Genomic DNA, 20,873 nt, shown 5'->3' on the forward strand with positions numbered 1-20,873 from the left:
CATCGTTTTCCTGGATTTTGTTTCATATCAGTGACCTCCGCATTGAGAATACAAAAATCCGCCCATAACAAACTTGTTGTTAAGGACGGATTTAACCGCGGTGCCACCTTAATTTGATTATCTGGGTATACAAAAAATACCGCAAACAATCACCCTTAGCGAGAGACTATCATCTCCCCGACAACTGACGTATGTCTGTACGTTTTCCCATACTAGTGAATACTTTCAGAGAAACCCTCAGTGGTCCATTTAATCATCTGCGTTCGGTTGCACTCTCAGCACCGGCAACTCTCTTTACGTGCACAATGATCTTGATCTCCACTTCATCGGTTTATATGGACGAATTAATTGTTGTTGACAATATTAAATAACGATTAGAAATTTGTCAACATTGATTTTAAATTTTAATGCAATTTTGTAAGCTATAGTGGTTAAAAAGCCTATTAAAACGGGACTTTTATACAAAACATTCTTTTTGTTGACAAAGGTTAGGTGCCTAAGTATAATTATTTTATGTTAGGTACCTAACTAACAGTCGATGTTTTCGTTTTTTATAGAAAGAGGTATTAACTGTGGAATTAAATTCTATGGATTTATTAAAGAAGTTACAGTTCGTCGGCCGAGCTAGCAAACACTTTGCTGGTAAAGGTCCAGTAAAATATTCTGGTCGCCAACGAATCATTAATATTTTAGCTAAGGAAAATGGTATGATTCAGAGCCAATTAGCAGAGATATTAGATGTTCGACCAAGTTCACTAGCTGAAATATTAAAAAGATGGAAGCTGATGGTGATGTTCGTCGGGAATCCGATGAGAACGATGGTCGTATCAAGTTAGTTTATCTAACTGATGCAGGCAAAGAAAAAATTGTTGAGAGCAGTGAGTCGGATGATGAATTTAGCAATCGGTTTTTGCTGGGCTGTCTGCTGATGAGAAGTCTAGCTTAAGTGAATATTTAGAAAAATCGTATCTGGTTGGCCAGATGAGTTTAAGGTCAGATCAGCTAAATTCACGGATCCAACAGAACGATTTGATGAGATTCAAAAGTTACGCAGTGAAATGTTTGACCGTGATTGGCGGGACATGTCACATGAGGAACGAAGTGAATTGAAACGAGAATTCAGACAACGGGCTAAAGATATGAATTTTGGTCCCTTCGGTCACCATAACTTTCATCATCATGGTTTTGATCATCGCGGTCATCATGACTGGGATTAATCAACTGTAAATGGTCGGGAAGCCATAATAAACAGAACACGCCTAAATTGCATTATTTCTTGCAATTTAGGCGTGTTCTTTAGATTAATACTCACCAGCTGAATATGTCAAATCGTATGAATGCGTGTAAATTTCTACTAAATTACCAAACGGATCTTCCATGTAAACCATCTTATAAGGTTTTTTACCAGGATAATATTCTTTGATAGGCATCCGTTGCTTTCCACCATGCGCAATAATCTTTTGGACAAGACCTTCGATGTCAGGATCTTGGACACCATAGTGAAAGATACCGGTTTCCCAGAATTTAAAGTTATTGTCTGGGTCTACATTTTTACTAAATTCAAACATTTCAATACCGATGCCATCTCCGGTGGTTAGATGGGCGATGTTGTAGCTCCCCCCAGCCAGCACCAAAGACTTCCGTAGACATAATTCCAATCGCTGAATCATCTTCTGTTACCTTTGAGGGATCCATCACGACGTACCATCCCATAACTTTAGTGTAAAATTCAACGGCTTTGTTAATATCAGGAACGGAAAGGCCAATATGTGAAAAATTAATTGGATATGGTTTATTTGTCATTAGTGATAACTCCTGTTAGTTTATATTTGGTAAATAAGATATTAAACTATACAAATAACTTAAAAAAGTACGCACTTTAAAGTAAGTAGCTTACCTCTTAGTAAGGGTTGCTAAATGTGGAGGATAGTTGTGGTAAAAATTAATAAAAAATATAACGTGGGTGTTGATGTTGCACTAGAAGTGATTTCTGGAAAGTGGAAACCAGACATTCTGTGTCTTATTGGGACCGGAGTTAATCGAAATGGTTCTCTGCTAAGAGCAATTCCTGATCTGTCGCAGAAAGTATTAACGGAACAATTAAAGCAATTGATTGCTGATAATATATTGAAGCGTGTTGTTTTTTCAGAAACGCCGTTGCATGTTGAATATCAATTTACAGAATACGGTGAATCATTGAAGGTTGTGTTACTTTCTTTGTGTCATTGGGGAGAATTGCATGCTCAAAAAACTCCTGGGTATAATCTTGAAAAAATAATTAGTGACTAAAAACAGGGCGTCCATTAAATGTTAATGGGCGCCTGTTTTTTAGTTAATATATTAGCAAGTCATGCAGATTTTATTTTCTAGCAACTATGAAATTTATTCTTTAATTGTCGTCCTAGTTGCACCGGTTAAATCACTTAGGCATACTTATAAAATCTAAAGTCACCGTTACCAGATGATTTAATCAAAACTTTCTTTTAATTAAATATTGAATACCATATCCAACGATTATGATAGATAAAATCACGTACACCATCTTATCTATATCCCTGAAAAATAATGCTGCTGAAGCCCATACTAATAATACACAAACAACATCTATCCATATGTTAAGTTTTGTCTTTTTTGTAATTACTTTCTGATTTACCGTGTATTGAACAACCCAATCAGCAACAAATAAAAGCGTATTGGCACTCAAAACCGCTAAAAGAAAAAGCTTTCCAGTGATGACCGAAATAAGCAAAATTAATAGACCTATTATTTGGGTATACAGAGGCCATCGCTTTTTATCCATAATTGTATTCATAAATACACCTCCCTATGCCAGATTTGTTGTGGTAATTAATTATTAATTTTTTTGTTCACCCAGTAAGCACCAAGATCAAATAACACGCACATTACAATTAGAATTATTGTGCTGGTTGAGTGGTCAAAAAACAAACAAATCAATATGACAGCGATAGCTGCCAATAGTATTTTAAAATTCCAAGTTGATGTAAATATCTTCATGATTAACCTCTATTTTGATATTTTCTTGACGTGTTTAATCTTCTCTTTTTACTGGCATTAAGCCAAAGCATAGATATATATCCAACGTTAGTTAAAACAATTAAAATGCCTGTAAATACGCTTAATAAAAAGGATTGAAAAAAGAAAACACTAATAAGCAACACAAGTTCAATTGTATCTGCCCAAATGAAAAAATGATTCCAAAAATCATAAGGTTTAACGAACACTTTTGATGATTTCATGATTACCTCCAACGCTTAGTACCCACAGGCAGAGCAATAGGTTGCATAACAATTTCATGAGTATTCTGGAAGACGTTTAACTTAATTATTACATAATACGCATATTAAGAAGTTATATTTATCATACAATAATTTATTGATTATTGTAAATGCAGTATTACAATAGAGTTGAAATATAATCTAAAGATTATGAATGATGTAATTAGGGGAGATATTATGAAAAAATCACATTCTAAGAAATGTCATAATAACAACCATCGCCATAATTGTTATTGGAATATTATATGGAGTTCTGACAATTTATTCTGTACCTAAGGGATCCGGCTCTGTCTTTTAAAAATTAATGATCAAATAAAAAACACAAAGTCAGAGAGTGAGATTGCTAATCATTTCGACAGTTTCTCGCCGTTATTATGAAAGACTATTGTTTATGGAGGAACATAATGTTTAATAAAAAAGAAGATACTAATAGGTTTAGTGCAGATATAGATGAACTTATGGATACCAACCAAAATGTTGATATTATCGTTGATAAAATACTAAAGTTCAATACTTGGTAGTTTCTCAAGGTGGAGCAGTCGGTGGTGTTGGGGTCACGGTATTAGTAGATAGTGATGGCAAACCGTTACTTGCGAAGTAGAAGATGAAACGGAAATATATGAGGAGATCATCATGAATAAACATATTATCTTTTATAAATCATTAGATTTTTGGTTAGGACTTATATTTTCAATTTCAAATTTATATTCCGTAGTTCAAGATTTATCTAATATTGATTTTATATTTTATCTAGATCTAGTGGGACTATTACTTGGAATAGCATTGATTATTGACTCTATAAGAATAGATAGAAAAACAAAAAAATATGCTGAATAGCATGATTATAAATTCTCCATTAAAATACTATTAATTGGATTATCTCGACATAATTTAATTGTATATTAAAGAGTAAAGATAATTAAAAGCTACTGGAAATTGCATTTTTAATATGTAAATAGGGTCGGAAAAGGTGAGCGATATTTATGAAAAAAATTCTTCACTTGGTATCTCTAATAGTTTTGGTGGGATTATCAGTATTAGTAGTTAGTGGTTGCGAAGAAAAAAGTGATCAAGATGTTCTAATTCAGTTTCCTTGGAAATTAAAAGTTAGTTCTAATGATCGCCTATCAGGTAACGTTATATTTACTTCAACAAAGATGAAATATACACAAGGCAGTAAAAAGGAAAATTTCAATTATACTTTAGATGATAATGATACTTTTGTTATTAAAAATGGCAAATTCGCTGGTAAATATAAGTTATTAACTGATACTACGGATTATGTATTACGACCATATTCTAAGAGCTTAAATAAGCCTAAAATTGATTTGATTAGAAATGATTGAATTTGGTCATTATAGGAATATCAGATAGATAAAAAAGAATATTCAAATGGAAAAACTATTCCATATAAACATTCTTCTTTAAATAATGAGATTGAATTATTTGTCATTTTTTTGTTTTTTGCTGTATCTTAATCTAATTATAGCGATAACTAAATAAATACCCATAGTTACGAAAAGTCCTATCCATTTAGTTGTACTTGAATTAGGCAAAGCACCTAACCAAAAAAGCATTAATAAAAACTGAGAATATGTACCAAATGTTTTCAATGATTCGTAATATTTTTAATTTTATTAATAATCATGTTTCCTCTAGTTTAAACATCCAAATCAGTTTTTTTATCTTATTTAAAAACGAGTTATTTTAATCAATTTGTATTCATGTAAAATAACTGATTTCATATTGATATAAACACCAACATAACCTTTAAGTCCACTTATTCTTGCAGGGAAGTAGGCTAAATTTTCACTACCTTGGTTATCAGCAGCAAATTTCAATGTTACCTTTTTTTGCTTTTTTAATTCGTGATACAACGTTTTGCTTTTAACTACACTTTTCAATGTATTATATTTTTTGGCACTTAAAGACTTATTAATATAATTTTGTGTGTAATCCTCCATACTTCTGTCTGCTGTTAGCAACTGAAAAATTATCGATATAAATAAGAGCCCGATTAAGACGACCATTCTTTTAATAATTATATCTTTCAATTTAAACACCTCCCTTTTACTTATTTAATCATTACTTTAATCATAGAATTGTGAGCAGGCATTAAATCATTAAGCAGTGTTTTTTTAACAAATCTTTATTGAGTTACGTTAATTTTATAATGTGTGCAGTAAATAACGTCATAGTTCTTTCTTCGCTTTAGCAAAAAGATGTCGTAAAATCAACTCTCAACGGAGTAGATTTTACGGCATCTTTTTAGATTAATATATCAGTGTTAATGCGATTAATAGAAAAATTAACGTTAGAATTTTTGCGAAGGTTAGTGGTTGTCTTGGGGTTTCAAACCAACCAAAAGTTTCAATTAGCATACTCATCACAATTTGGCCTAGGACGATAGCAATCATGGCGATTCCGACGCCTAAAGCTGGAATTCCAAAAACTAGTGATGTCAGGTAGATTACACCGTACAAACCACCGATTAAATACCAGTTACTGCTTTTACGGATCCCGTTGAAACTTCCTTTACCAAAAAGTAACACCAGGACGGTTAATAGTAATGAACCTATGAAGAAATTGTAAAAGCTACTTTCAAATTGGCCAATACTTTTCCCAAGTTCACCATACATGGTTCCCTCAATGCTTAAGAAGCTTCCTGAAAGTAATGCTAACAGATAGAAGAATGGGTTCTTGGTTTTGGGTTTATCCAGAACACTGGATGGCTTTTGGTCTTGGTATAGTGCAGTCATTGCAAGAATTAATAGGATGGTCGCAATGCCTCGTTTTAACCCAAAGGCAATAATATTACTACCTAAGAAACCGAAGTTATCAATAATAAAACTAGCTAAAATTTGTCCGGAAATCGCGGTAATATTTGCAGCAACCACGCCAATTTTTGGAACTGCCAAAGTCATTAACACTAGGTATCCAGTTCCAAAGAAGACACCAAGTAATTGCCATTTAGGAACCGTAAATATTCGCAATATCTCTCCATGACGAGTAAATAATAACCAAAATGTTAGTAAAATTGCGCCACCTACAAAATTGACGAGGGCCGTTTCTAGAGCACCGATTCGCTGACTTAATCGCCCATTAGTAGACGATTGAAGTCCTAATATCATGCCCCCGAAAATAATTGAGATCAACCCAGTAATTGCCATAATACTTCCTCCATTTATTCGTGAATTAATTCGCTTAGCGACTTGCCTTTTAATGAACAAATGTTAGTATAGTGGCTGAGGTTACTTTAAGTAAGTAGGCACAATAAAATTCCATACGGTAAAAAATGCCCTAATGGATAACGACAGGGGTTAGGAGGATTTTGATTTGAAAAAAATTTATCATATTGCGGTTGAGGCGACCCTAGATGTAATTGGTGGTAAGTGGAAACCAATCATTTTATGTCATTTAGGTGGCCAAACATTAAGGACAGGTGAATTACGTCGGCTTATTCCAGCAATTTCCCAACGGACGCTGACTAATCAGCTGCGTGAATTAGAAGCGGATAGAATTATTGATCGCAAGGTTTATAATCAAGTTCCTCCAAAGGTTGAATATTCATTAACTGAAGAAGGAAAGAGTCTTAGAAATATCTTGTTAGCCATGTCTGAATGGGGTGAAAGTCGGGTAACGGAAGAAAAAAAAACGCGGCACCGATGTGCAAATTTTACAGGACAATTGGGATGGATATTTAAATATGTAACTGGCATTGGGCAAAAAAATAAGGAGGAGCGGCATTGCCGCTCCTCCTTTACTATACATCGGTAGACCGCAAACCAAATTGAAAACCTAGTTTGCGGTTTGAAGATATAATTCTATTGGGTTAATAAACTCACAGCTATTTACGGTTCATGTAACGATAAATGGCAAATAAGATAATTGCCACTAAGATAGCAACGCCCAAAATTGGTTGTTCTTTAAAAATTAAATGAAAAAAGAATATCCGATGAATTCCGTGAATTCTAGGAACTAATGTAATAAATGGCTTCATTTTTATCTCCTATTACGAGTATACTGACTTCATAAACATATTTTAAAACTTTTTGGGAGATTGTAATGGAATTTGATTGGTCATTATTTTTTCAGGTGATAGTAGTAATTAATGCCGCTTTTGCCATTTTGACAGTTTTTAGAGAAAAACGTGATATCGCTGCAATTTGGGCATGGTTGTTGGTACTAGTGTTTTTACCAATTATTGGATTTATTGCATATGCATTTATTGGTCGTAAACTACCTAAAAACCGTTTGTTTAAATTGCATTCACATGTTCAAATGCAATTGGATGAACGGCTTTTAGAACAGCGAAGACAGCTTGGAAGTGAATTAAAAACTGCTTCAGATGACATTTCATCTCGAGCAATTAGCGCTGTAAATATGTTTAGTCAAACCGATTCTTCTTTTTTGGCTCGACAAAACAAAGTAAAAATTCTGACTGATGGTAAGTCCTTGTTTCACCGAATTATTGAAGATATCGAGAGTGCTAAGAAAAGTATTCACATCGAATTTTATACGTTTTATAGTGATGAAATTGGTCATGAAATTTTAAATTTATTAGTTAAGAAAGCTCAACAGGGAGTTGAGGTACGAGTAATTTATGATTCTTGGGGTTCAATGGGTACGACACGAAAATTCTTCAAGCCTTTAGTTGATGCCGGGGGATACGCTTACCCATTCTTGAACACAAGGTCTGTTGTTCTTGATTTCCGACTTAATTTTCGGGATCATAGAAAAATTATCGTGATTGATGGAACCATTGGTTATACAGGTGGATTTAACATTGGTGACCAATATTTAGGCCGGAAGAAAAAGTTTGGTAACTGGCGAGACACCCATTTGCGAATTATTGGTTCGGGAGTATTTGGGTTACAAGCTAGATTCATTTTGGATTGGAATGCTACTAGCTCTAAAGCAAACATTAATGAAAGCCGAGTAGATCCTAATTACTTTCCAGTTACGACTACAAAAGGATCTGTAAATATGCAGATTGTTTCAAGTGGTCCCGATTCGGATCTGCAGCAAATCAAGATGGGGTATATTAAGCTGATTACCCTTGCCCGTGACTATTGTTACATTCAATCGCCATACTTAATTCCAGATGATAGTGTATTAGATGCCTTAAGAATTGCGGCTTCATCAGGAGTCGATGTTAGAATTATGGTGCCATCGATGCCAGATCATCCATTTGTTTATCGAGCAACGCAATATTATGCTCGACAGTTAGCAGAGGAAGGCATCAAAGTGTATTACTACGATAACGGCTTCATGCATGCAAAAACGATGGTCATTGATGATAGTATGGCTTCAGTGGGTTCAGCTAATTTGGATTATCGAAGCTTTAAGTTAAATTTTGAAATAAATTCGTTTATTTATGACAGTAAAATTGCTTCTGAATTGAAAGATCTCTTTTTACGAGATATGGATAATAGTACATTACAAACTCAAGAAATGTTTGCTAATCAGTCTGTATGGCTGAAATTTAAGCAGACATTTTCCCGTTTATTATCTCCGATTTTATAAATGAGCAAATCGCTTGCTAATTCGAGCCAAATTTAATATATTAATGATGAAGGGTGAATGACTAATCACCTGTTTGGCAGACGAGGGATGTATTTCTATTATTAGAGTCACTGAGTCAACGCGCTCAGATCCGCGTAGTTTGCTGAAGTAAACAGAAGTATAACTTTTTTAAACCGACTCTTAGTTGAGTCAATGATTGGTCCTAACCTTTCAGGTAAATGTTCCAATTTTAAAGCATCATGATTTTCAGAGTTCCAAAGTTCCAAGGATCAGAGTATTAAGTTTTAAAGTTCCAAATGTTCAAGAATCAGTGGAGTATTAATCAGTTTCAAAGTATTATTCTCCAGAGCTCTTCGTCGTGAGACGAGGAGCTTTTTGTGTCTTTAAGAAACCGTTAGTCAATTAAAAGGAATGTGTTGATTTATTAACAAATTAACATTAATATTATTCTTAACATATTCTAATTTTAATTTAATCATAAATCACTTAATCATCGACATGTTTTAGGGGAGGATGAGTAGGAGATTTCTTGGGGGATGACACAATGAAACTACACACACTGGGTCCAGAAGCGACTGATAGCTACAAGGCAACAATGTATCTGAGGGAGATGTATTTGGACCTAGAAGATGCTGAAGTTGTATTACATAGTTCCTTTGATGATATTTATCGGCATTTAGAGCATGAGCAAGGTGACTTATTTTTAGTTCCCGTTGCATATAGAAGTGCGCAATCAAATGGTAACTGGGCGGATAATAACTTGAAGTACTCTAACCAGCTCGATATCATTAATGTTTTTAAGCTTCCTATTATGCCATTGATGTTAGTTAGAAATCCAGATGACAATAACGGCAAAGCCGTGCTCCATCCATCAACGAAGCAATTAATTAAGGAATACAGTTTAGATAAAGGTCGCAAATTGAATTTAGAGTTTGTGGATAGTAAGGCTGAAGCCCTCGCTAAATTTAAAGGTAATGGCTATGAATTCGCAATTGTGAGTAAAGATATTTATAACATTGATTGTGAGCATCGACACGATGAAATTATTTCTGAGTATTCGCCAACAATGATTTGGTGTTTGTATCGAATAGGTTAGCAACACTAAAAAAGAGACCGCTTAAGCGGTCTCTTTTTTAGTTTATTTACTTAAATCAATTGACATGTTTACGAAGTATAAACTCACGGCACCAATTCCCATGGTGACAAATTCACCAATTCCAGTAGTTAAGTAGGAACTCCAGAAAGTGGGCCAAAAGGCACTATTACCAAAGAAGGCAATCTCAAAAGCAATAATGAACATGTAGAAAGTGCCAATAAGCACAGAAACTACCAGTTTTAATGGTAAATTGTTCATCTTTCGAGTTACCAAGTAGATTGTGACTAAGGCAATAAAGGTTTCAAACGTCCCAAAAATCATATCCACTGGGCCTAATGATGACATCATATTGGATATAAAACATCCAAGGGTGATAGCGATGATATAGCGCTTGTTAAATGGCACTAGATTATTTAATCCCTCGGCAAATCGGAATTGAATTGGGCCAAAACTAAAGGCTGCAAAGACAGTCGTGGTTAACACGATATAGAGTGCAGCGACAACGGCAGCTTTCACAATATCAATTAAGCTGTCGATGCCGAAAAAATTGATCTTAGAATTCATTACTAAATTCCTTCCTTTGTTATTCAGTTATTAGTTTAACTAACTAATTAACTTTACCCTAAAATAATTCCATGGTCAAAGTTACTAGGTAATTAGGACTCTAAAATCCAAAGGAAAATTACAAAGATAACAGCCAACGCGTACATCATAGCATTAACTTCTTTTCCACGTTTAGCAGCAATCATCGTAATTGGGTAAGCAATGAACCCAAGGGCGATTCCGTCAGCAATACTGTAGGTAAACGGCATTCCAACCATGATTAGAAAGGCTGGAGCGGCAATTTCAAATTTTTCCCAGTGGACATTTTTAAGTGATTGAGCCATTAAGATTCCAACAATGATTAAAGCTGGAGCGGTTACTTGACTAGTAATTACGCCTAGCATTGGTGAGAAGAAAGCACCTAAGATGAATAAAATTCCCACTACGACGGTGGTGAACCCAGTTCGACCGCCAATAGCGATCCCAGCAGATGATTCAACAAAGGCTCCCATTGGTGAAGTTCCTAGCACTGAACCAACTAACATGGTTGAAGAATCAGCAGCAAGTGCCTTCCCAACGTTTGGAATTTTATTATTTTTAATGAAACCAGCTTGATCAGCAAGACCAACTAAAGTTCCAGCAGTGTCAAAGAAGGTAACTAATAGGAAGGTCAATACTACAACTAATAATTGCACGGTATTAATGTCAGGAAGGTGTGTAATTGCTACCCCAAAGTTGGCTTAAGACTTGGCATAGCCGAGACAATGTGATGTGGAAGAGGAATCATACCAGTTCCTAAACCTAAGATTGAACTCAAAATAATTCCAATGAAGATAGCTCCTGGAACTTGCATGCTCATTAAAATTAAAGTGACAATCAAACCGAAGATGGTAATCCAGGTAGTGCCAGATAAATTACCCAGCCCGATGATCGCATCTTTTGGGCTGAGACGATTCCACCCTCTGATAATCCAATCAAGGCGATAAATAGTCCAACTCCGCCCCCAATCGCAGATTTTAAATCGGCAGGAATAGCATCGATGATTCGTTCCCGAATCTTAGTTGCAGTTAGAACTACAAAGATTAGTGAAGCGGCGAACACTCCGGCAAGAGCGGTTTCCCAAGGAACGTTCATTCCGATACAAACAGAATAAGCAAAGAAGGCGTTTTGGCCTAAACTAGCAGAAATGGCAATTGGGTAGTTAGCTAAAACTCCCATGGCAAAACAACCAAACGCTGATGCCAAGGCAGTCGCTGTAAAAACAGCACCCTTATCGATACCAGAAGCACCTAAAATATTTGGATTAACGAATAAAATATATACCATTGATACAAATGTAGTAATTCCGGCTAAAGTTTCGGTCTTGAAATTAGTATGGCGATTTTCAAAATCGAAGAACTTGCTAATTGATGACAATAAAGACAGCTCCTTTTAAAATAGTTCGGATAATTGCTAAAATAAGAACATATCTATCCTATCATCTTCACAAAGTTCGTTCAATACCGAATTATAATCAATGTAGAAGTTATTAACATATTGATCTAAACAATATAAAATAAAAGCCCCTTGCTTAATCAAGGGGCGGGATTTAAATTAGTTAAAACTTTTAAATGCGTTATCAATGGTATTATATTCTTCATTAGATAGGCTAACTGTGAGGGCCCTTGCATTGCTTCGAACTTGTTCGGGACGCTTAGCACCAGGAATAACCACAGTCACGTCAGGATTTTTGATATACCATGCAAGAACAATTTGAGCAATTGTTGCCCCATGATTATCAGCAATAGGTTGTAAACTATTAACCGAATCCTTAATTGCAGCGAAACGTTGCCCTTTAAAATTAGGGTCATCTGCTCGAATATCACCTTCAGCAAAACTTAAGGCATCGTTGGCCTTATTATATTTACCAGTGAGGAGGCCAGATGCTAGTGGGAAGTAAGGAACAAATGAAATATTATTTTCTCGTAAGTATGGGAATAGTTCTTTTTCAGCATCGCGGTGAACTAAACTATATTGATCCTCAACTACGTCAACTTGACCATTTTTGTTTGCTTCTTTGATTTGAGCTAATGAAAAGTTAGAAACCCCGATGGCTTTAATTTTACCTGCCTGCTTTAATTCATTTAGAGCGGCAATTGCTTCGTCTTTAGGGGTTTTATCATCAGGAAAATGAATGTAAAATATATCAATGTAATCGGTTTGGAGGCGTTTTAGACTATCTTCCACGCTTTGCTTAAGAAAAGCAGGGTCATTAGAAATCGTCATCTCATCATCCTTGACGATTTGAGCCCCTTTTGTAGCGATTGTAATTTGGGAGCGATCATAGCCCTTAATTGCTTGGCCAATCAATTCTTCCGAACGGCCTAAACCGTAAACAAATGCGGTATCTAAAAGTTTAATTCCGTTATCAAGAGCAATTTTGACTGAGTCAATTCCTGCTTGTTCATCCAGGTTTGGAAACAAGTTATGACCACCAACAGCGTTGGTACCTAATCCTAAGGGTGTGGTTTCGACAGTTGACTTACCAATTTTGATGTCATTAATCATTGTGTATCCTCCTTACCATATATACAAAATAATTGTAACTATACAATAAATGTATTCCAAATAACTTTAAAAGTCCAAAGATTGAGGAGAAAAGATGGAAAAAGTACTCATTATAAGTCAGAATGATAGTGCGACTAATATTATCAGCAAAAAAATTACCGCAGCAGACTATATTGTTGATCAGTTTAAAGGTGATTTTAATAGTGAAGCTGACTATCAGGGAGCACTGGCTGAAGTTAAAATTATCGTTACGGTTTTGGGACCATTAGATAGTGATCTGTATTTTGATCAATTGTTCGATGCAATTTTTGATGCTGAAATTCAGTTAGACCATTTTATAATGGTTACCTATTCTGGAATTGACAACGAGGTAATTGGTGGACGAGAATATTCTGAGGTTACGGATATTGATGAGTTCATTAAGCAACAGAGATATGCTGCAAAAATTGTTGATGAGGCTGAGATGCCTTATACAATCATTAGAGCGGGTAGGTTAACCGAGGGGATTCCTAGTGAAGTTAAGCTATATGCTGAAGGACAGTTAATGCCAAACAATAGTTTGAGTTATAATAGTTTAGCTGAATTGGTATCCCAAACAATCACAACACATAGCCATATTAATGAATCCATTGGTGCGGTTAATATAAAGTAGGGGGAATTTAGGGTGACAATTAACTTGGAACCGGACAGAATCGAAGAGCTTCGCCAACAGTTATTTGAAGCGAACCGAATTTCGCATTTTGTAATTATTGAGGCGACTGCCAAAGTATCAGGAGCGACTACGGCAATCGTGACCGATTACCAAAACTATGTAAATATGCAACACGAAAATGGCGACAATTTTGATTTTAGAATTTTGCGCGATATTTTGCCAATTACTGATAATTTGATTCACTGGGCAGTAGCCCAACAAGAATTGCATGACCTGATTGATGATGATTCTAATGAGCGTGATGGCCTGATTGATGATTTAGAACATTACACTCAACTAGTCATGGAAGAAAATAAGCTATAAAAAATGAGGGTTTCAGTAAATATACTGAGATCCTCATTTTGTATATTAGATACTTGGTTATTACGTACTTAATTAATAGGTGTGACGGTACGGTCACTTTGATCAGCAGGTTCATTCTGAGTTGTTTGTAATCCAATCCCAGTAAAGCTACTAAGTAATGAGAAGACGGGACAGAGTAAACTAAAGAATACAAATGGCAAGTACTGCATGGTTGGTACTCCGAGTGTATTAGCGATAAATACGCCACCAACTCCCCAGGGTACCAGGTAATTGAGAACGGTTCCGCCATCTTCCAGTACGCGGCCTAAAGCACCGTTACTTAGGCGACCACGATTAAATGCATTTTTGAAAGCCCGCCCAGGTAAAATAATGGATAAGAATTGTTCGCCAACGAATACGTTAATGCCAATACAGGTCGCAAGGGCTGCCACAACTAGTTTGGCTGGTTTATTCAATTTAGTTGATAATGGTTCCATTACCGCGCCAATTAATCCAAAGTGAACTAGTAGACCACCTAGTGATAAAGTTAAGACAATTAAGGCCACGGTGGGCATCATACTAACAATTCCACCACGGGAAAGAAGTAAATTAACTTCCGCACTAGAAGTTTTAGAAATAAAGCCGTTAGTAATGATATCAGTTGCTTGTTTGATGGTTAAGTTAGGATTGTTAAAGAACATCATAATTGTTGATACCAAAATGTTTAGTAACATTGTTGGCACTGCAGCCATTTTAATCGCAGCACAAGCGAATACTAAGATAATTGGAATTAATGATATTAGTGAAATGTGGAAGTTAACGGTTAACGCTGAGATTGTTTGGTTAATTTTGGTTAAGTTGGCACCAGTATGACCACCACTTAATAAGGTGAAAATAACTGTAGAAATTACTGCAGCCGGTAAGATAGACCAAAGAATGGTTTTCATATGAGCGAATAGAGAAGTATCAACGACTGCAGCAGCTAAGTTGTTGGTTTCCGATAAGGGTGATAGTTTATCGCCAAAGGTTCCACCGGCAACAATGGCGCCAGCGACTAATGCGGGATTAAAATTCATGGTAATTCCGATACCAAAGAATGCAATACCGACAGTCGAAACGACGGTAAAACAACTGCCAACAGCGGCTCCGACTAATGAACATACTAAGAATACAGTTGGTAAGAACCATTGAACGTTAATTGATTTGAAACCAATAACCATTAAGGTTGGAATTGTTCCAGCGGCAATCCAGGTACTGATCATCGCTCCAATTAGAATAAAAATCACAATGGGGATGATCCCTTTATCTATGCCATCCTTAATGCCAGCATTAATGCTATCCCATGAGAAACCGATGAATTTGGCCCAAAAGATAATTACGGTGATTGCAAGGAGCACAGGACTTGCGGTGATAATTTTAGGGCGATTACCCCAATACCCATGATTGCTAAAATTATGATTAGGACAATTATTGATTGCTTAAGACTAATTTTTGTTTTTTCCATAGTATTAACCTCATTTTTTATTTGTTTAAGCTCGCATAAAACTGAGATTTAATATCGAACTAAGCCCCCACTACTTGAAATCTTCATTAGTTAACATCCTTTCCGTATAAAAAAAGCCCCTATCGCATTAATATATGCAACAGGGACGATTGGAATTACCGTGGTACCACCCAGTTTGTGTATTTAATAAATACACCACTCACTAGAAGATAATGGATTCTAGTTATTAACCATTGCCGATAATGTCCGGTATTTCGAATTACTTACCCTGATTGGTTCGCAGCAACCACCAACTTCCTGACGCCCAGGTAAGCACCTACTTATTTAGATCACGACATTTTATATTACTTAGGATTATAAAACGATTAGAATAAAATCGCAAATCTTTTTTTATTTTAATGATGAACCAATCAATTAATTATTAAAACAATAAAAAAGCTCTCAATAAAAATTGAGAGTTGAAAGAATTAAATTATTTATTTTATGTACCGCCCGGTTTCCCAGGCGTTTTTAGGAGTAGAAACTGCTAGTCTAATTTTAGATATATTGGGGGTAGATCATAAAAAGTTTCGGCTTCAAGTAGAGCGTCGAAAGCTGGCAGTTTCAAACAAGATCAATGCAAGCATAAAGCTTTCATTTACATAACAATGTGGGTGCATTGACATCCACGATTTAATAATAACCTATTTCAAATATTCTTCAATTAAAAAGCCCCCATAATCTTAAAAATTGTGAAGAAAGGTAATCAACTTTGATGTGTTAAGATAAAAACCATAATCGAGGAGTGAAGCGCATGTCATTACAGTTTCTTTTAAGCACTGCCAGTCAGGACAGTGTTGACGAAGTTATTAAATTAATTAAGCAAGAACAGACTCAAAAGCCAATGGATCAATTCTTTTATTTGGTCCCTAACCATATCAAATTTGAATCAGAAGTCAGAGTGATTGCCGGTTTAAGCGATTCCGATAAAGTGGCAGCAGAAAGTAACATTCAGGTGCTATCGTTTTCCCGATTAGCCTGGTACTTTATGCGAAATACGCCAGAGTATCAAAAGCAGCGACTTAGCTCAGCAGGAATTAATATGCTGTTGTATCAAATCATTACTGATAATGAAGATAAATTAGTTTTATTTAACCAAGAAGTCCATCAACCTGGATTTTTGGATCAGCTTGCAAAGCAAGTTGCAGAATTTCAATCAGGGAATGTCTTACCTACTGACTTGGTTCAAATACAGGAAAATCAATCAAGCGGATTACCCAACGATTTACAAGATAAACTACAGGACTTTGCGATTATTTACACGGAATTTCAGCGGATTGTTGATGAAAATTTCTTTGATAGTCACAATGGCCTGAATTTGCTGAGCAACTTTTTAGCTGATCCTAAGAATGATATATCGCATTTTCATTTTTATATTCAAGGTTTCTCACGATTTACAGCTCAAGAATTAAAGTTGGTCGAAACTTTAATCACTAAAGGACAATCAACATTGGTAGCTTTGAACTTAGATAAGCCTTATCCAGTAGAGAAACCCGACGTAATGGATTTTTTCCATGTTCCCGGTCGGGTGTTTAATCAGCTATATAAGTTTGCCAGTGAAAATAAAGTTCCATATTTACCGGTGCTTACCGCTAGTAAATCGCGTGTTACGAGTGATATTAAAAAATTAGAGCGTTATTGGATTGAATCAGCATCGATGAGCCCAATTGAAAATTCTAAATTAACTAATCAAGATAGCCTTCAGATAATCCATGTGGAAAATCGTTACTCTGAGTTAGATCAAGTTGCGACAAGAATTCGACAAATGGTTGCTAATGGTGATTACCGCTATTCAGATTTTTTAGTGTTAACGAGAAATTTAAGTAGTTACCATAATATCTTGCAGCCAGTGTTTGATAATCTAGAAATTCCATACTTTGAAGATATTCAACGAGCAATGAGCGACCACTCATTAGTTGAGCTATTGTCGTCGTTATTTGACATTTATAAGCCTGGTCGAAAACGAAACTATCGATATGATGACATAATGCGTTTCTTAAAATCTGAATTAATTCTACCGGAAGTTGATGGACATCCAATGGATATTGATGAATATCGGGATGCTGTTGCATTGACTGAGAACTTAGTTTTAAAAAATGGCTACGAAGATTATCGCTGGTTACAACCAGAAGATTGGCAATACAAGTGGGTTAATGATGATGATGTCCACCAAGTTTTAAGTGATAAGGATTTAGAAATCACTAAAAAAATCAATTTAATTCGTCATCTGATCAAAGATATGTTGCCGCCCTTTTTCAAGAATTTATATCGGTCTAAAACTAATCGGGAAGCTGCTACAGTCTTATTTAATTTTTTAGTAAGTAGTGGTGTAGTAGCTCGATTACAGCAATGGCGAGATAGTGCTTTAGATGATGGTAATGTTAATACCAGTGATCAGATTGACCAAGTGTACCGGACGATGTGTTCACTTTTAGATGAATGTGTTTCGATTCTGGGTGATAACCAATTTGATTCAGAAGAGTTTTGGAATTTAATCTATTCTGGTTTTGAGGGTTCAGAGTATTCAATGGTACCAAGTACACTTGACCAGGTAACTGTGTCAGAATCAGGGATGGTGCAAAGTGCAACTCGGAAAGTCACGTTCATTATGGGAGCGACTGATGATAATATGCCAGCGGTTTCCGATAGTGAAAATTTGTTTGGTGACGATGATGTTAATCAGTTACAAAATGTGTTACCGGAGGATAGATTTATTAGTGATCCCGCTGAGATGCAGATGGCGTTTGAACCATTTTTGAACTATTTAGCATTTTTAACTCCTAGCGATCGGCTAATCTTTACCTATGCTAACGACCAAATGGCTGACGATAATATTAAAATTTCTCCATATGTTAGTCGAATTGCTAATCATTTTGGTGTTAAGGAGCAGGTTGTAAAGGCAATTCCTGCAAACCAAGATCAGGCAGTTAGTTATATTGGTTCTAAAAAAGTACGTTGCATCATTTAGTTCAGGTTAGCCAGGTGGCTGCTCAGACAGGTGAACAGTTAGCTCCAACATGGCAACAAATTCTACGATTACTAAAAGCTGATTCTCAAGTTGGTTTTCTAGTCGGACGATTATTGGCTAGTTTGAATTATAAAAATACCGTCACGCCATTACAACCAGAAATTGTAACCGGATTGTATGGAAATTCATTGAATATTTCGATTTCACAATTGGAATCATTTTATAAAAATCCTTATGAATATTTTTTGCAATATGGATTAAAACTTAATGAACGAGATGAATTTGAGCTATCGCCTGCTTCAACTGGCCAATTCTTCCATGAAGCACTAGATGAGCTGATTAAGTTGGTTCAACAACAACGGATTAATTTGGCTAGTTTAGACGATCAAGCAATTACTGAAATGGTCACTGAGGTTACACAAAAATCGTCGAAGATCCAAATAATTTTTCGTTTGTTGTTCTACAAAGTTCTAATCGAATGAAATACATTACTAGTCAACTAGAAAAAGCGATTCGGCAGATGATTGTAGTTACACGTGATCAGCAGAAGCGAACGAAAATGCGTCCTAAAAAGACGGAATTAATTTTTGGTCAACCAGGTCAGGGTAATTTAGCTGGTTTGCATTATGATTTAAACGACGGTAAAGATATTCTGGTACGGGGCCGGATTGATCGAATTGATGAAATGGAAATTAACGGCAAACAATACTTCTCCGTGATTGACTACAAATCAGCTGATCGAAAGTTTGAGATTCCTAAGGCATACGTCGGGGTTTCAATGCAGTTATTAACATATTTGGATGTTGTACGTCAAAATCTCGATGATTTAGCGACAGATGACATTGCCCAAATCGCTGGGGCACTTTACCTCCACATTAAAAATTCCAAGTTTAGTCAAACTGATTTGCAGAAGGTTGCTGGGGATGTTGAGAAACAACTGTTGATTGATCATTCTTTCAAAGGAATTTTAGTAAAGGACCCCGACTTATTGACTGAAATTGATCAAACCTTTAGTCATGGTGAGCGGAAATCATTATTCTTACCTATTCAATTGAATAAAGATAATACCCCATCTAAAAGAAATAGTGATTCATTAATTGAACCACAATTGTTGGACAGGTTCTTAGAGCATAATGAACGACTAATCCAAGACGCTGGTAGGAGAATCCTGACTGGTGATGTGTCGCTTAGTCCAGTTAAGATGACTGACATGTCAGCGATGCAATTTACACCATATAAATCAATTATGAATTTGATCCGTTACTTCCAGAAAATAAATACCGGAATATTACGATCAAAAGAGATGAAGTTTTCAAGCGATTGAAGGAGGAAGACGATTAATGGATTACACTCCTAATCAAGAAAAAGCGATTAATGATGAGGTCCAGGGAAATATTTTGGTTTCTGCTTCGGCCGGATCAGGTAAAACCCGTGTATTGGTTGACCGCATCATCAATTTAGTTGAGAACCGTGGCGTGGATGTTAACCAATTATTAGTGGTTACTTTTACCCATGCGGCAGCTAAAGAAATGAAGGAACGACTTACCAAGTCGTTGCGTGAAAGATATTCTAAGGAAACTGATCGAACGAAAAAACAACGTCTTTTACAACAATTGCAAAAAATTCCGGTTGCTGATATCACAACGATGGATGCTTATTGCCAAAAGTTAGTTACGAGATATTACTATTTGTTGGGAATTGATCCTAACTTTAGAATCCTAGCTGATCGAACCGAAATGGCTTTATTGCGGGACCAAGTTTGGTCAGATGTTCGAGAGGAGCTCTATACTAATGATGACGATGGGGCGTTTGCCGATTTAACTGAAAATTTCAGTAATGATCGTTCCGATGACGGATTAACAGAAATTATTTATAAAATGAACGATTTTGCTAACGTAAATGATGATCCGATTAAGTGGTTACGAAGTGCTGCTGACTTTTATGAAGTTGATCCAACAATTGGATTGGCTGGTAGCGACTTTTATCAAACGTATGTCTTGCCAGAAATTATCAATACCTTAACTAACATGCGAATGAACGTGGATTTGGCAATTAAGTATTCACAATTAGCCGATATTGTTAAGGATGAAGAGGCTTTTTCTGAATTAAGCAGTTCATTGCAACACTTGATTGATATTGGAAAACAAGCAACTTTTGATGAATATCGTAAAGCAATCGGGGAGTTTAAGCTACCTAATTTACCAACTTTGCGAAAAGCAGATGAGGAACAAAAACGGTATCACAAATTATCAGGTAACATCAAAACGAAATTTAAAAAAGCAGTTAACCAATATTGAAAATAATTACTTTATTAATGATGAATCAACAAATGTTAAGGTGATGGCAAAAGCAAAAAACCG

General features: G+C 35.7%; 23 protein-coding genes, 3 pseudogenes and 1 other annotated feature. Of the genes and pseudogenes, 15 read left to right on the plus strand and 11 right to left on the minus strand.

The window, feature by feature from the left end; all coding sequences use genetic code 11:
- Window positions 1–78: 78 nt before the first annotated feature.
- Window positions 79–336 (minus strand) — a binding site (T-box leader).
- Window positions 337–572: 236 nt separating this feature from the next.
- Window positions 573–836, plus strand: a complete 264-nt coding sequence (locus NBRC111893_RS02725) for a winged helix DNA-binding protein (RefSeq protein ID WP_125007885.1) — start codon at window positions 573–575, stop codon at window positions 834–836.
- A gap of 222 nt (window positions 837–1,058) precedes the next feature.
- Window positions 1,059–1,217, plus strand: a complete 159-nt coding sequence (locus NBRC111893_RS10655) for a hypothetical protein (RefSeq protein WP_160114434.1) — start codon at window positions 1,059–1,061, stop codon at window positions 1,215–1,217.
- A gap of 84 nt (window positions 1,218–1,301) precedes the next feature.
- On the opposite strand, the gene NBRC111893_RS11770 is transcribed toward NBRC111893_RS10655, so the two are convergent.
- Window positions 1,302–1,568 carry a VOC family protein gene (locus tag NBRC111893_RS11770; protein ID WP_261341417.1) on the minus strand — a complete coding sequence of 89 codons (267 nt, stop codon included), beginning with the start codon at window positions 1,566–1,568 and terminating at the stop codon, window positions 1,302–1,304.
- Between the two features lies 1 nt (window position 1,569).
- The gene (locus NBRC111893_RS11775; RefSeq protein WP_261341418.1) at window positions 1,570–1,803 is read right to left on the minus strand and encodes a VOC family protein; all 234 of its coding nucleotides are present in this window, start codon (window positions 1,801–1,803) and stop codon (window positions 1,570–1,572) included.
- Window positions 1,804–1,932: 129 nt separating this feature from the next.
- On the opposite strand from NBRC111893_RS11775, the gene NBRC111893_RS02735 reads away from it, so the two are divergent.
- Window positions 1,933–2,289 carry a winged helix-turn-helix transcriptional regulator gene (locus tag NBRC111893_RS02735; protein ID WP_225417504.1) on the plus strand — a complete coding sequence of 119 codons (357 nt, stop codon included), beginning with the start codon at window positions 1,933–1,935 and terminating at the stop codon, window positions 2,287–2,289.
- A gap of 181 nt (window positions 2,290–2,470) precedes the next feature.
- Here NBRC111893_RS02735 and NBRC111893_RS02740 read toward each other — a convergent pair whose 3' ends face one another.
- The gene (locus tag NBRC111893_RS02740) at window positions 2,471–2,812 is read right to left on the minus strand and encodes a hypothetical protein (RefSeq protein ID WP_125007887.1); all 342 of its coding nucleotides are present in this window, start codon (window positions 2,810–2,812) and stop codon (window positions 2,471–2,473) included.
- A 205-nt stretch (window positions 2,813–3,017) separates the two neighbouring features.
- Entirely contained in the window at window positions 3,018–3,257 is a 240-nt protein-coding gene (locus tag NBRC111893_RS02745; RefSeq protein ID WP_125007888.1) for a hypothetical protein, read from the minus strand.
- Window positions 3,258–3,810: 553 nt separating this feature from the next.
- Between NBRC111893_RS02745 and NBRC111893_RS11035 the strand changes: the two genes are divergently transcribed.
- The 3 genes from NBRC111893_RS11035 to NBRC111893_RS02760 all read left to right on the plus strand — a co-directional run bounded on the left by NBRC111893_RS11035 (window position 3,811) and on the right by NBRC111893_RS02760 (window position 4,642).
- Window positions 3,811–3,897, plus strand: a complete 87-nt coding sequence (locus NBRC111893_RS11035) for a hypothetical protein (protein ID WP_225417522.1) — start codon at window positions 3,811–3,813, stop codon at window positions 3,895–3,897.
- A gap of 32 nt (window positions 3,898–3,929) precedes the next feature.
- Window positions 3,930–4,133 (plus strand): hypothetical protein, encoded by a 204-nt coding sequence (locus tag NBRC111893_RS02755; RefSeq protein ID WP_125007889.1) that lies wholly within the window; start codon window positions 3,930–3,932, stop codon window positions 4,131–4,133.
- A gap of 164 nt (window positions 4,134–4,297) precedes the next feature.
- Window positions 4,298–4,642, plus strand: a complete 345-nt coding sequence (locus tag NBRC111893_RS02760; RefSeq protein WP_160114435.1) for a hypothetical protein — start codon at window positions 4,298–4,300, stop codon at window positions 4,640–4,642.
- Window positions 4,643–4,987: 345 nt separating this feature from the next.
- On the opposite strand, the gene NBRC111893_RS02765 is transcribed toward NBRC111893_RS02760, so the two are convergent.
- A complete protein-coding gene (locus NBRC111893_RS02765; RefSeq protein WP_125007891.1) occupies window positions 4,988–5,350 on the minus strand; it encodes a hypothetical protein in 363 nt (120 codons plus the stop codon).
- 219 nt (window positions 5,351–5,569) lie between these two features.
- Window positions 5,570–6,466: a DMT family transporter gene (locus NBRC111893_RS10660; protein ID WP_160114436.1), complete on the minus strand. Its 897-nt coding sequence runs from the start codon at window positions 6,464–6,466 to the stop codon at window positions 5,570–5,572.
- Window positions 6,467–6,632: 166 nt separating this feature from the next.
- Here NBRC111893_RS10660 and NBRC111893_RS02775 point away from each other — a divergent pair.
- Window positions 6,633–7,008, plus strand: a pseudogene (locus NBRC111893_RS02775) (winged helix-turn-helix transcriptional regulator).
- A 135-nt stretch (window positions 7,009–7,143) separates the two neighbouring features.
- Here the strand turns inward: NBRC111893_RS02775 and NBRC111893_RS10800 are convergent.
- Window positions 7,144–7,296: a hypothetical protein gene (locus NBRC111893_RS10800; protein ID WP_191984811.1), complete on the minus strand. Its 153-nt coding sequence runs from the start codon at window positions 7,294–7,296 to the stop codon at window positions 7,144–7,146.
- Between the two features lie 65 nt (window positions 7,297–7,361).
- Here NBRC111893_RS10800 and cls point away from each other — a divergent pair, with 65 nt between their 5' ends.
- Complete coding sequence (cls, locus tag NBRC111893_RS02780) at window positions 7,362–8,822, plus strand: cardiolipin synthase (RefSeq protein WP_125007892.1); 1,461 nt, start codon at window positions 7,362–7,364, stop codon at window positions 8,820–8,822.
- Between the two features lie 544 nt (window positions 8,823–9,366).
- Window positions 9,367–9,918 (plus strand): hypothetical protein, encoded by a 552-nt coding sequence (locus NBRC111893_RS02785; protein ID WP_125007893.1) that lies wholly within the window; start codon window positions 9,367–9,369, stop codon window positions 9,916–9,918.
- Between the two features lie 42 nt (window positions 9,919–9,960).
- Here the strand turns inward: NBRC111893_RS02785 and NBRC111893_RS02790 are convergent, their stop codons facing one another.
- The 3 genes and pseudogenes from NBRC111893_RS02790 to NBRC111893_RS02800 all read right to left on the minus strand — a co-directional run bounded on the left by NBRC111893_RS02790 (window position 9,961) and on the right by NBRC111893_RS02800 (window position 13,008).
- Window positions 9,961–10,482: a QueT transporter family protein gene (locus tag NBRC111893_RS02790; RefSeq protein WP_125007894.1), complete on the minus strand. Its 522-nt coding sequence runs from the start codon at window positions 10,480–10,482 to the stop codon at window positions 9,961–9,963.
- Between the two features lie 92 nt (window positions 10,483–10,574).
- Window positions 10,575–11,877, minus strand: a pseudogene (locus NBRC111893_RS02795) (NCS2 family permease).
- Between the two features lie 177 nt (window positions 11,878–12,054).
- A complete protein-coding gene (locus tag NBRC111893_RS02800) occupies window positions 12,055–13,008 on the minus strand; it encodes an aldo/keto reductase (protein ID WP_125007895.1) in 954 nt (317 codons plus the stop codon).
- A 94-nt stretch (window positions 13,009–13,102) separates the two neighbouring features.
- Here NBRC111893_RS02800 and NBRC111893_RS02805 point away from each other — a divergent pair, with 94 nt between their 5' ends.
- Window positions 13,103–13,660, plus strand: a complete 558-nt coding sequence (locus NBRC111893_RS02805) for an NAD(P)H-binding protein (protein WP_125007896.1) — start codon at window positions 13,103–13,105, stop codon at window positions 13,658–13,660.
- Window positions 13,661–13,672: 12 nt separating this feature from the next.
- Window positions 13,673–14,023 carry a hypothetical protein gene (locus tag NBRC111893_RS02810; RefSeq protein ID WP_125007897.1) on the plus strand — a complete coding sequence of 117 codons (351 nt, stop codon included), beginning with the start codon at window positions 13,673–13,675 and terminating at the stop codon, window positions 14,021–14,023.
- A 68-nt stretch (window positions 14,024–14,091) separates the two neighbouring features.
- On the opposite strand, the pseudogene NBRC111893_RS02815 reads toward NBRC111893_RS02810, so the two are convergent.
- A pseudogene (locus NBRC111893_RS02815) lies at window positions 14,092–15,506 on the minus strand (Na+/H+ antiporter NhaC family protein).
- A 793-nt stretch (window positions 15,507–16,299) separates the two neighbouring features.
- On the opposite strand from NBRC111893_RS02815, the gene NBRC111893_RS11040 reads away from it, so the two are divergent.
- The 4 genes from NBRC111893_RS11040 to NBRC111893_RS11050 are packed head-to-tail and all read left to right on the plus strand — an operon-like array spanning window position 16,300 to window position 20,810.
- Complete coding sequence (locus tag NBRC111893_RS11040; protein WP_225417505.1) at window positions 16,300–18,513, plus strand: PD-(D/E)XK nuclease family protein; 2,214 nt, start codon at window positions 16,300–16,302, stop codon at window positions 18,511–18,513.
- Window positions 18,501–18,995 (plus strand): PD-(D/E)XK nuclease family protein, encoded by a 495-nt coding sequence (locus NBRC111893_RS11780; RefSeq protein ID WP_261341419.1) that lies wholly within the window; start codon window positions 18,501–18,503, stop codon window positions 18,993–18,995. Before NBRC111893_RS11040 ends, NBRC111893_RS11780 begins: the two co-directional genes overlap by 13 nt.
- Entirely contained in the window at window positions 18,992–19,837 is an 846-nt protein-coding gene (locus tag NBRC111893_RS11785) for a PD-(D/E)XK nuclease family protein (protein WP_261341420.1), read from the plus strand. Before NBRC111893_RS11780 ends, NBRC111893_RS11785 begins: the two co-directional genes overlap by 4 nt.
- 16 nt (window positions 19,838–19,853) lie before the next feature.
- Window positions 19,854–20,810 (plus strand): UvrD-helicase domain-containing protein, encoded by a 957-nt coding sequence (locus NBRC111893_RS11050; RefSeq protein ID WP_225417506.1) that lies wholly within the window; start codon window positions 19,854–19,856, stop codon window positions 20,808–20,810.
- Window positions 20,811–20,873 lie beyond the last annotated feature (63 nt).

The sequence above is a fragment of the Lentilactobacillus kosonis genome, assembly GCF_003864335.1.
Lineage (GTDB): Bacteria > Bacillota > Bacilli > Lactobacillales > Lactobacillaceae > Lentilactobacillus > Lentilactobacillus kosonis.

Excerpts from the sequence above, each read along its gene's own strand:
- NBRC111893_RS02740 (WP_125007887.1), bottom strand. The coding sequence starts at position 2,812 with ATGAATACAATTATGGATAAAAAGCGATGGCCTCTGTATACCCAAATA.
- NBRC111893_RS02755 (WP_125007889.1), top strand. The coding sequence starts at position 3,930 with ATGAATAAACATATTATCTTTTATAAATCATTAGATTTTTGGTTAGGA.
- NBRC111893_RS11785 (WP_261341420.1), top strand. The coding sequence starts at position 18,992 with ATGAAATACATTACTAGTCAACTAGAAAAAGCGATTCGGCAGATGATT.
- NBRC111893_RS11770 (WP_261341417.1), bottom strand. The coding sequence starts at position 1,568 with ATGTTTGAATTTAGTAAAAATGTAGACCCAGACAATAACTTTAAATTC.
- NBRC111893_RS10655 (WP_160114434.1), top strand. The coding sequence starts at position 1,059 with ATGTTTGACCGTGATTGGCGGGACATGTCACATGAGGAACGAAGTGAA.
- NBRC111893_RS11040 (WP_225417505.1), top strand. The coding sequence starts at position 16,300 with ATGTCATTACAGTTTCTTTTAAGCACTGCCAGTCAGGACAGTGTTGAC.
- NBRC111893_RS02745 (WP_125007888.1), bottom strand. The coding sequence starts at position 3,257 with ATGAAATCATCAAAAGTGTTCGTTAAACCTTATGATTTTTGGAATCAT.
- NBRC111893_RS10800 (WP_191984811.1), bottom strand. The coding sequence starts at position 7,296 with ATGAAGCCATTTATTACATTAGTTCCTAGAATTCACGGAATTCATCGG.
- NBRC111893_RS02785 (WP_125007893.1), top strand. The coding sequence starts at position 9,367 with ATGAAACTACACACACTGGGTCCAGAAGCGACTGATAGCTACAAGGCA.
- NBRC111893_RS11775 (WP_261341418.1), bottom strand. The coding sequence starts at position 1,803 with ATGACAAATAAACCATATCCAATTAATTTTTCACATATTGGCCTTTCC.
- NBRC111893_RS02790 (WP_125007894.1), bottom strand. The coding sequence starts at position 10,482 with ATGAATTCTAAGATCAATTTTTTCGGCATCGACAGCTTAATTGATATT.
- NBRC111893_RS02805 (WP_125007896.1), top strand. The coding sequence starts at position 13,103 with ATGGAAAAAGTACTCATTATAAGTCAGAATGATAGTGCGACTAATATT.
- NBRC111893_RS10660 (WP_160114436.1), bottom strand. The coding sequence starts at position 6,466 with ATGGCAATTACTGGGTTGATCTCAATTATTTTCGGGGGCATGATATTA.
- NBRC111893_RS11050 (WP_225417506.1), top strand. The coding sequence starts at position 19,854 with ATGGATTACACTCCTAATCAAGAAAAAGCGATTAATGATGAGGTCCAG.
- NBRC111893_RS02800 (WP_125007895.1), bottom strand. The coding sequence starts at position 13,008 with ATGATTAATGACATCAAAATTGGTAAGTCAACTGTCGAAACCACACCC.
- cls (WP_125007892.1), top strand. The coding sequence starts at position 7,362 with ATGGAATTTGATTGGTCATTATTTTTTCAGGTGATAGTAGTAATTAAT.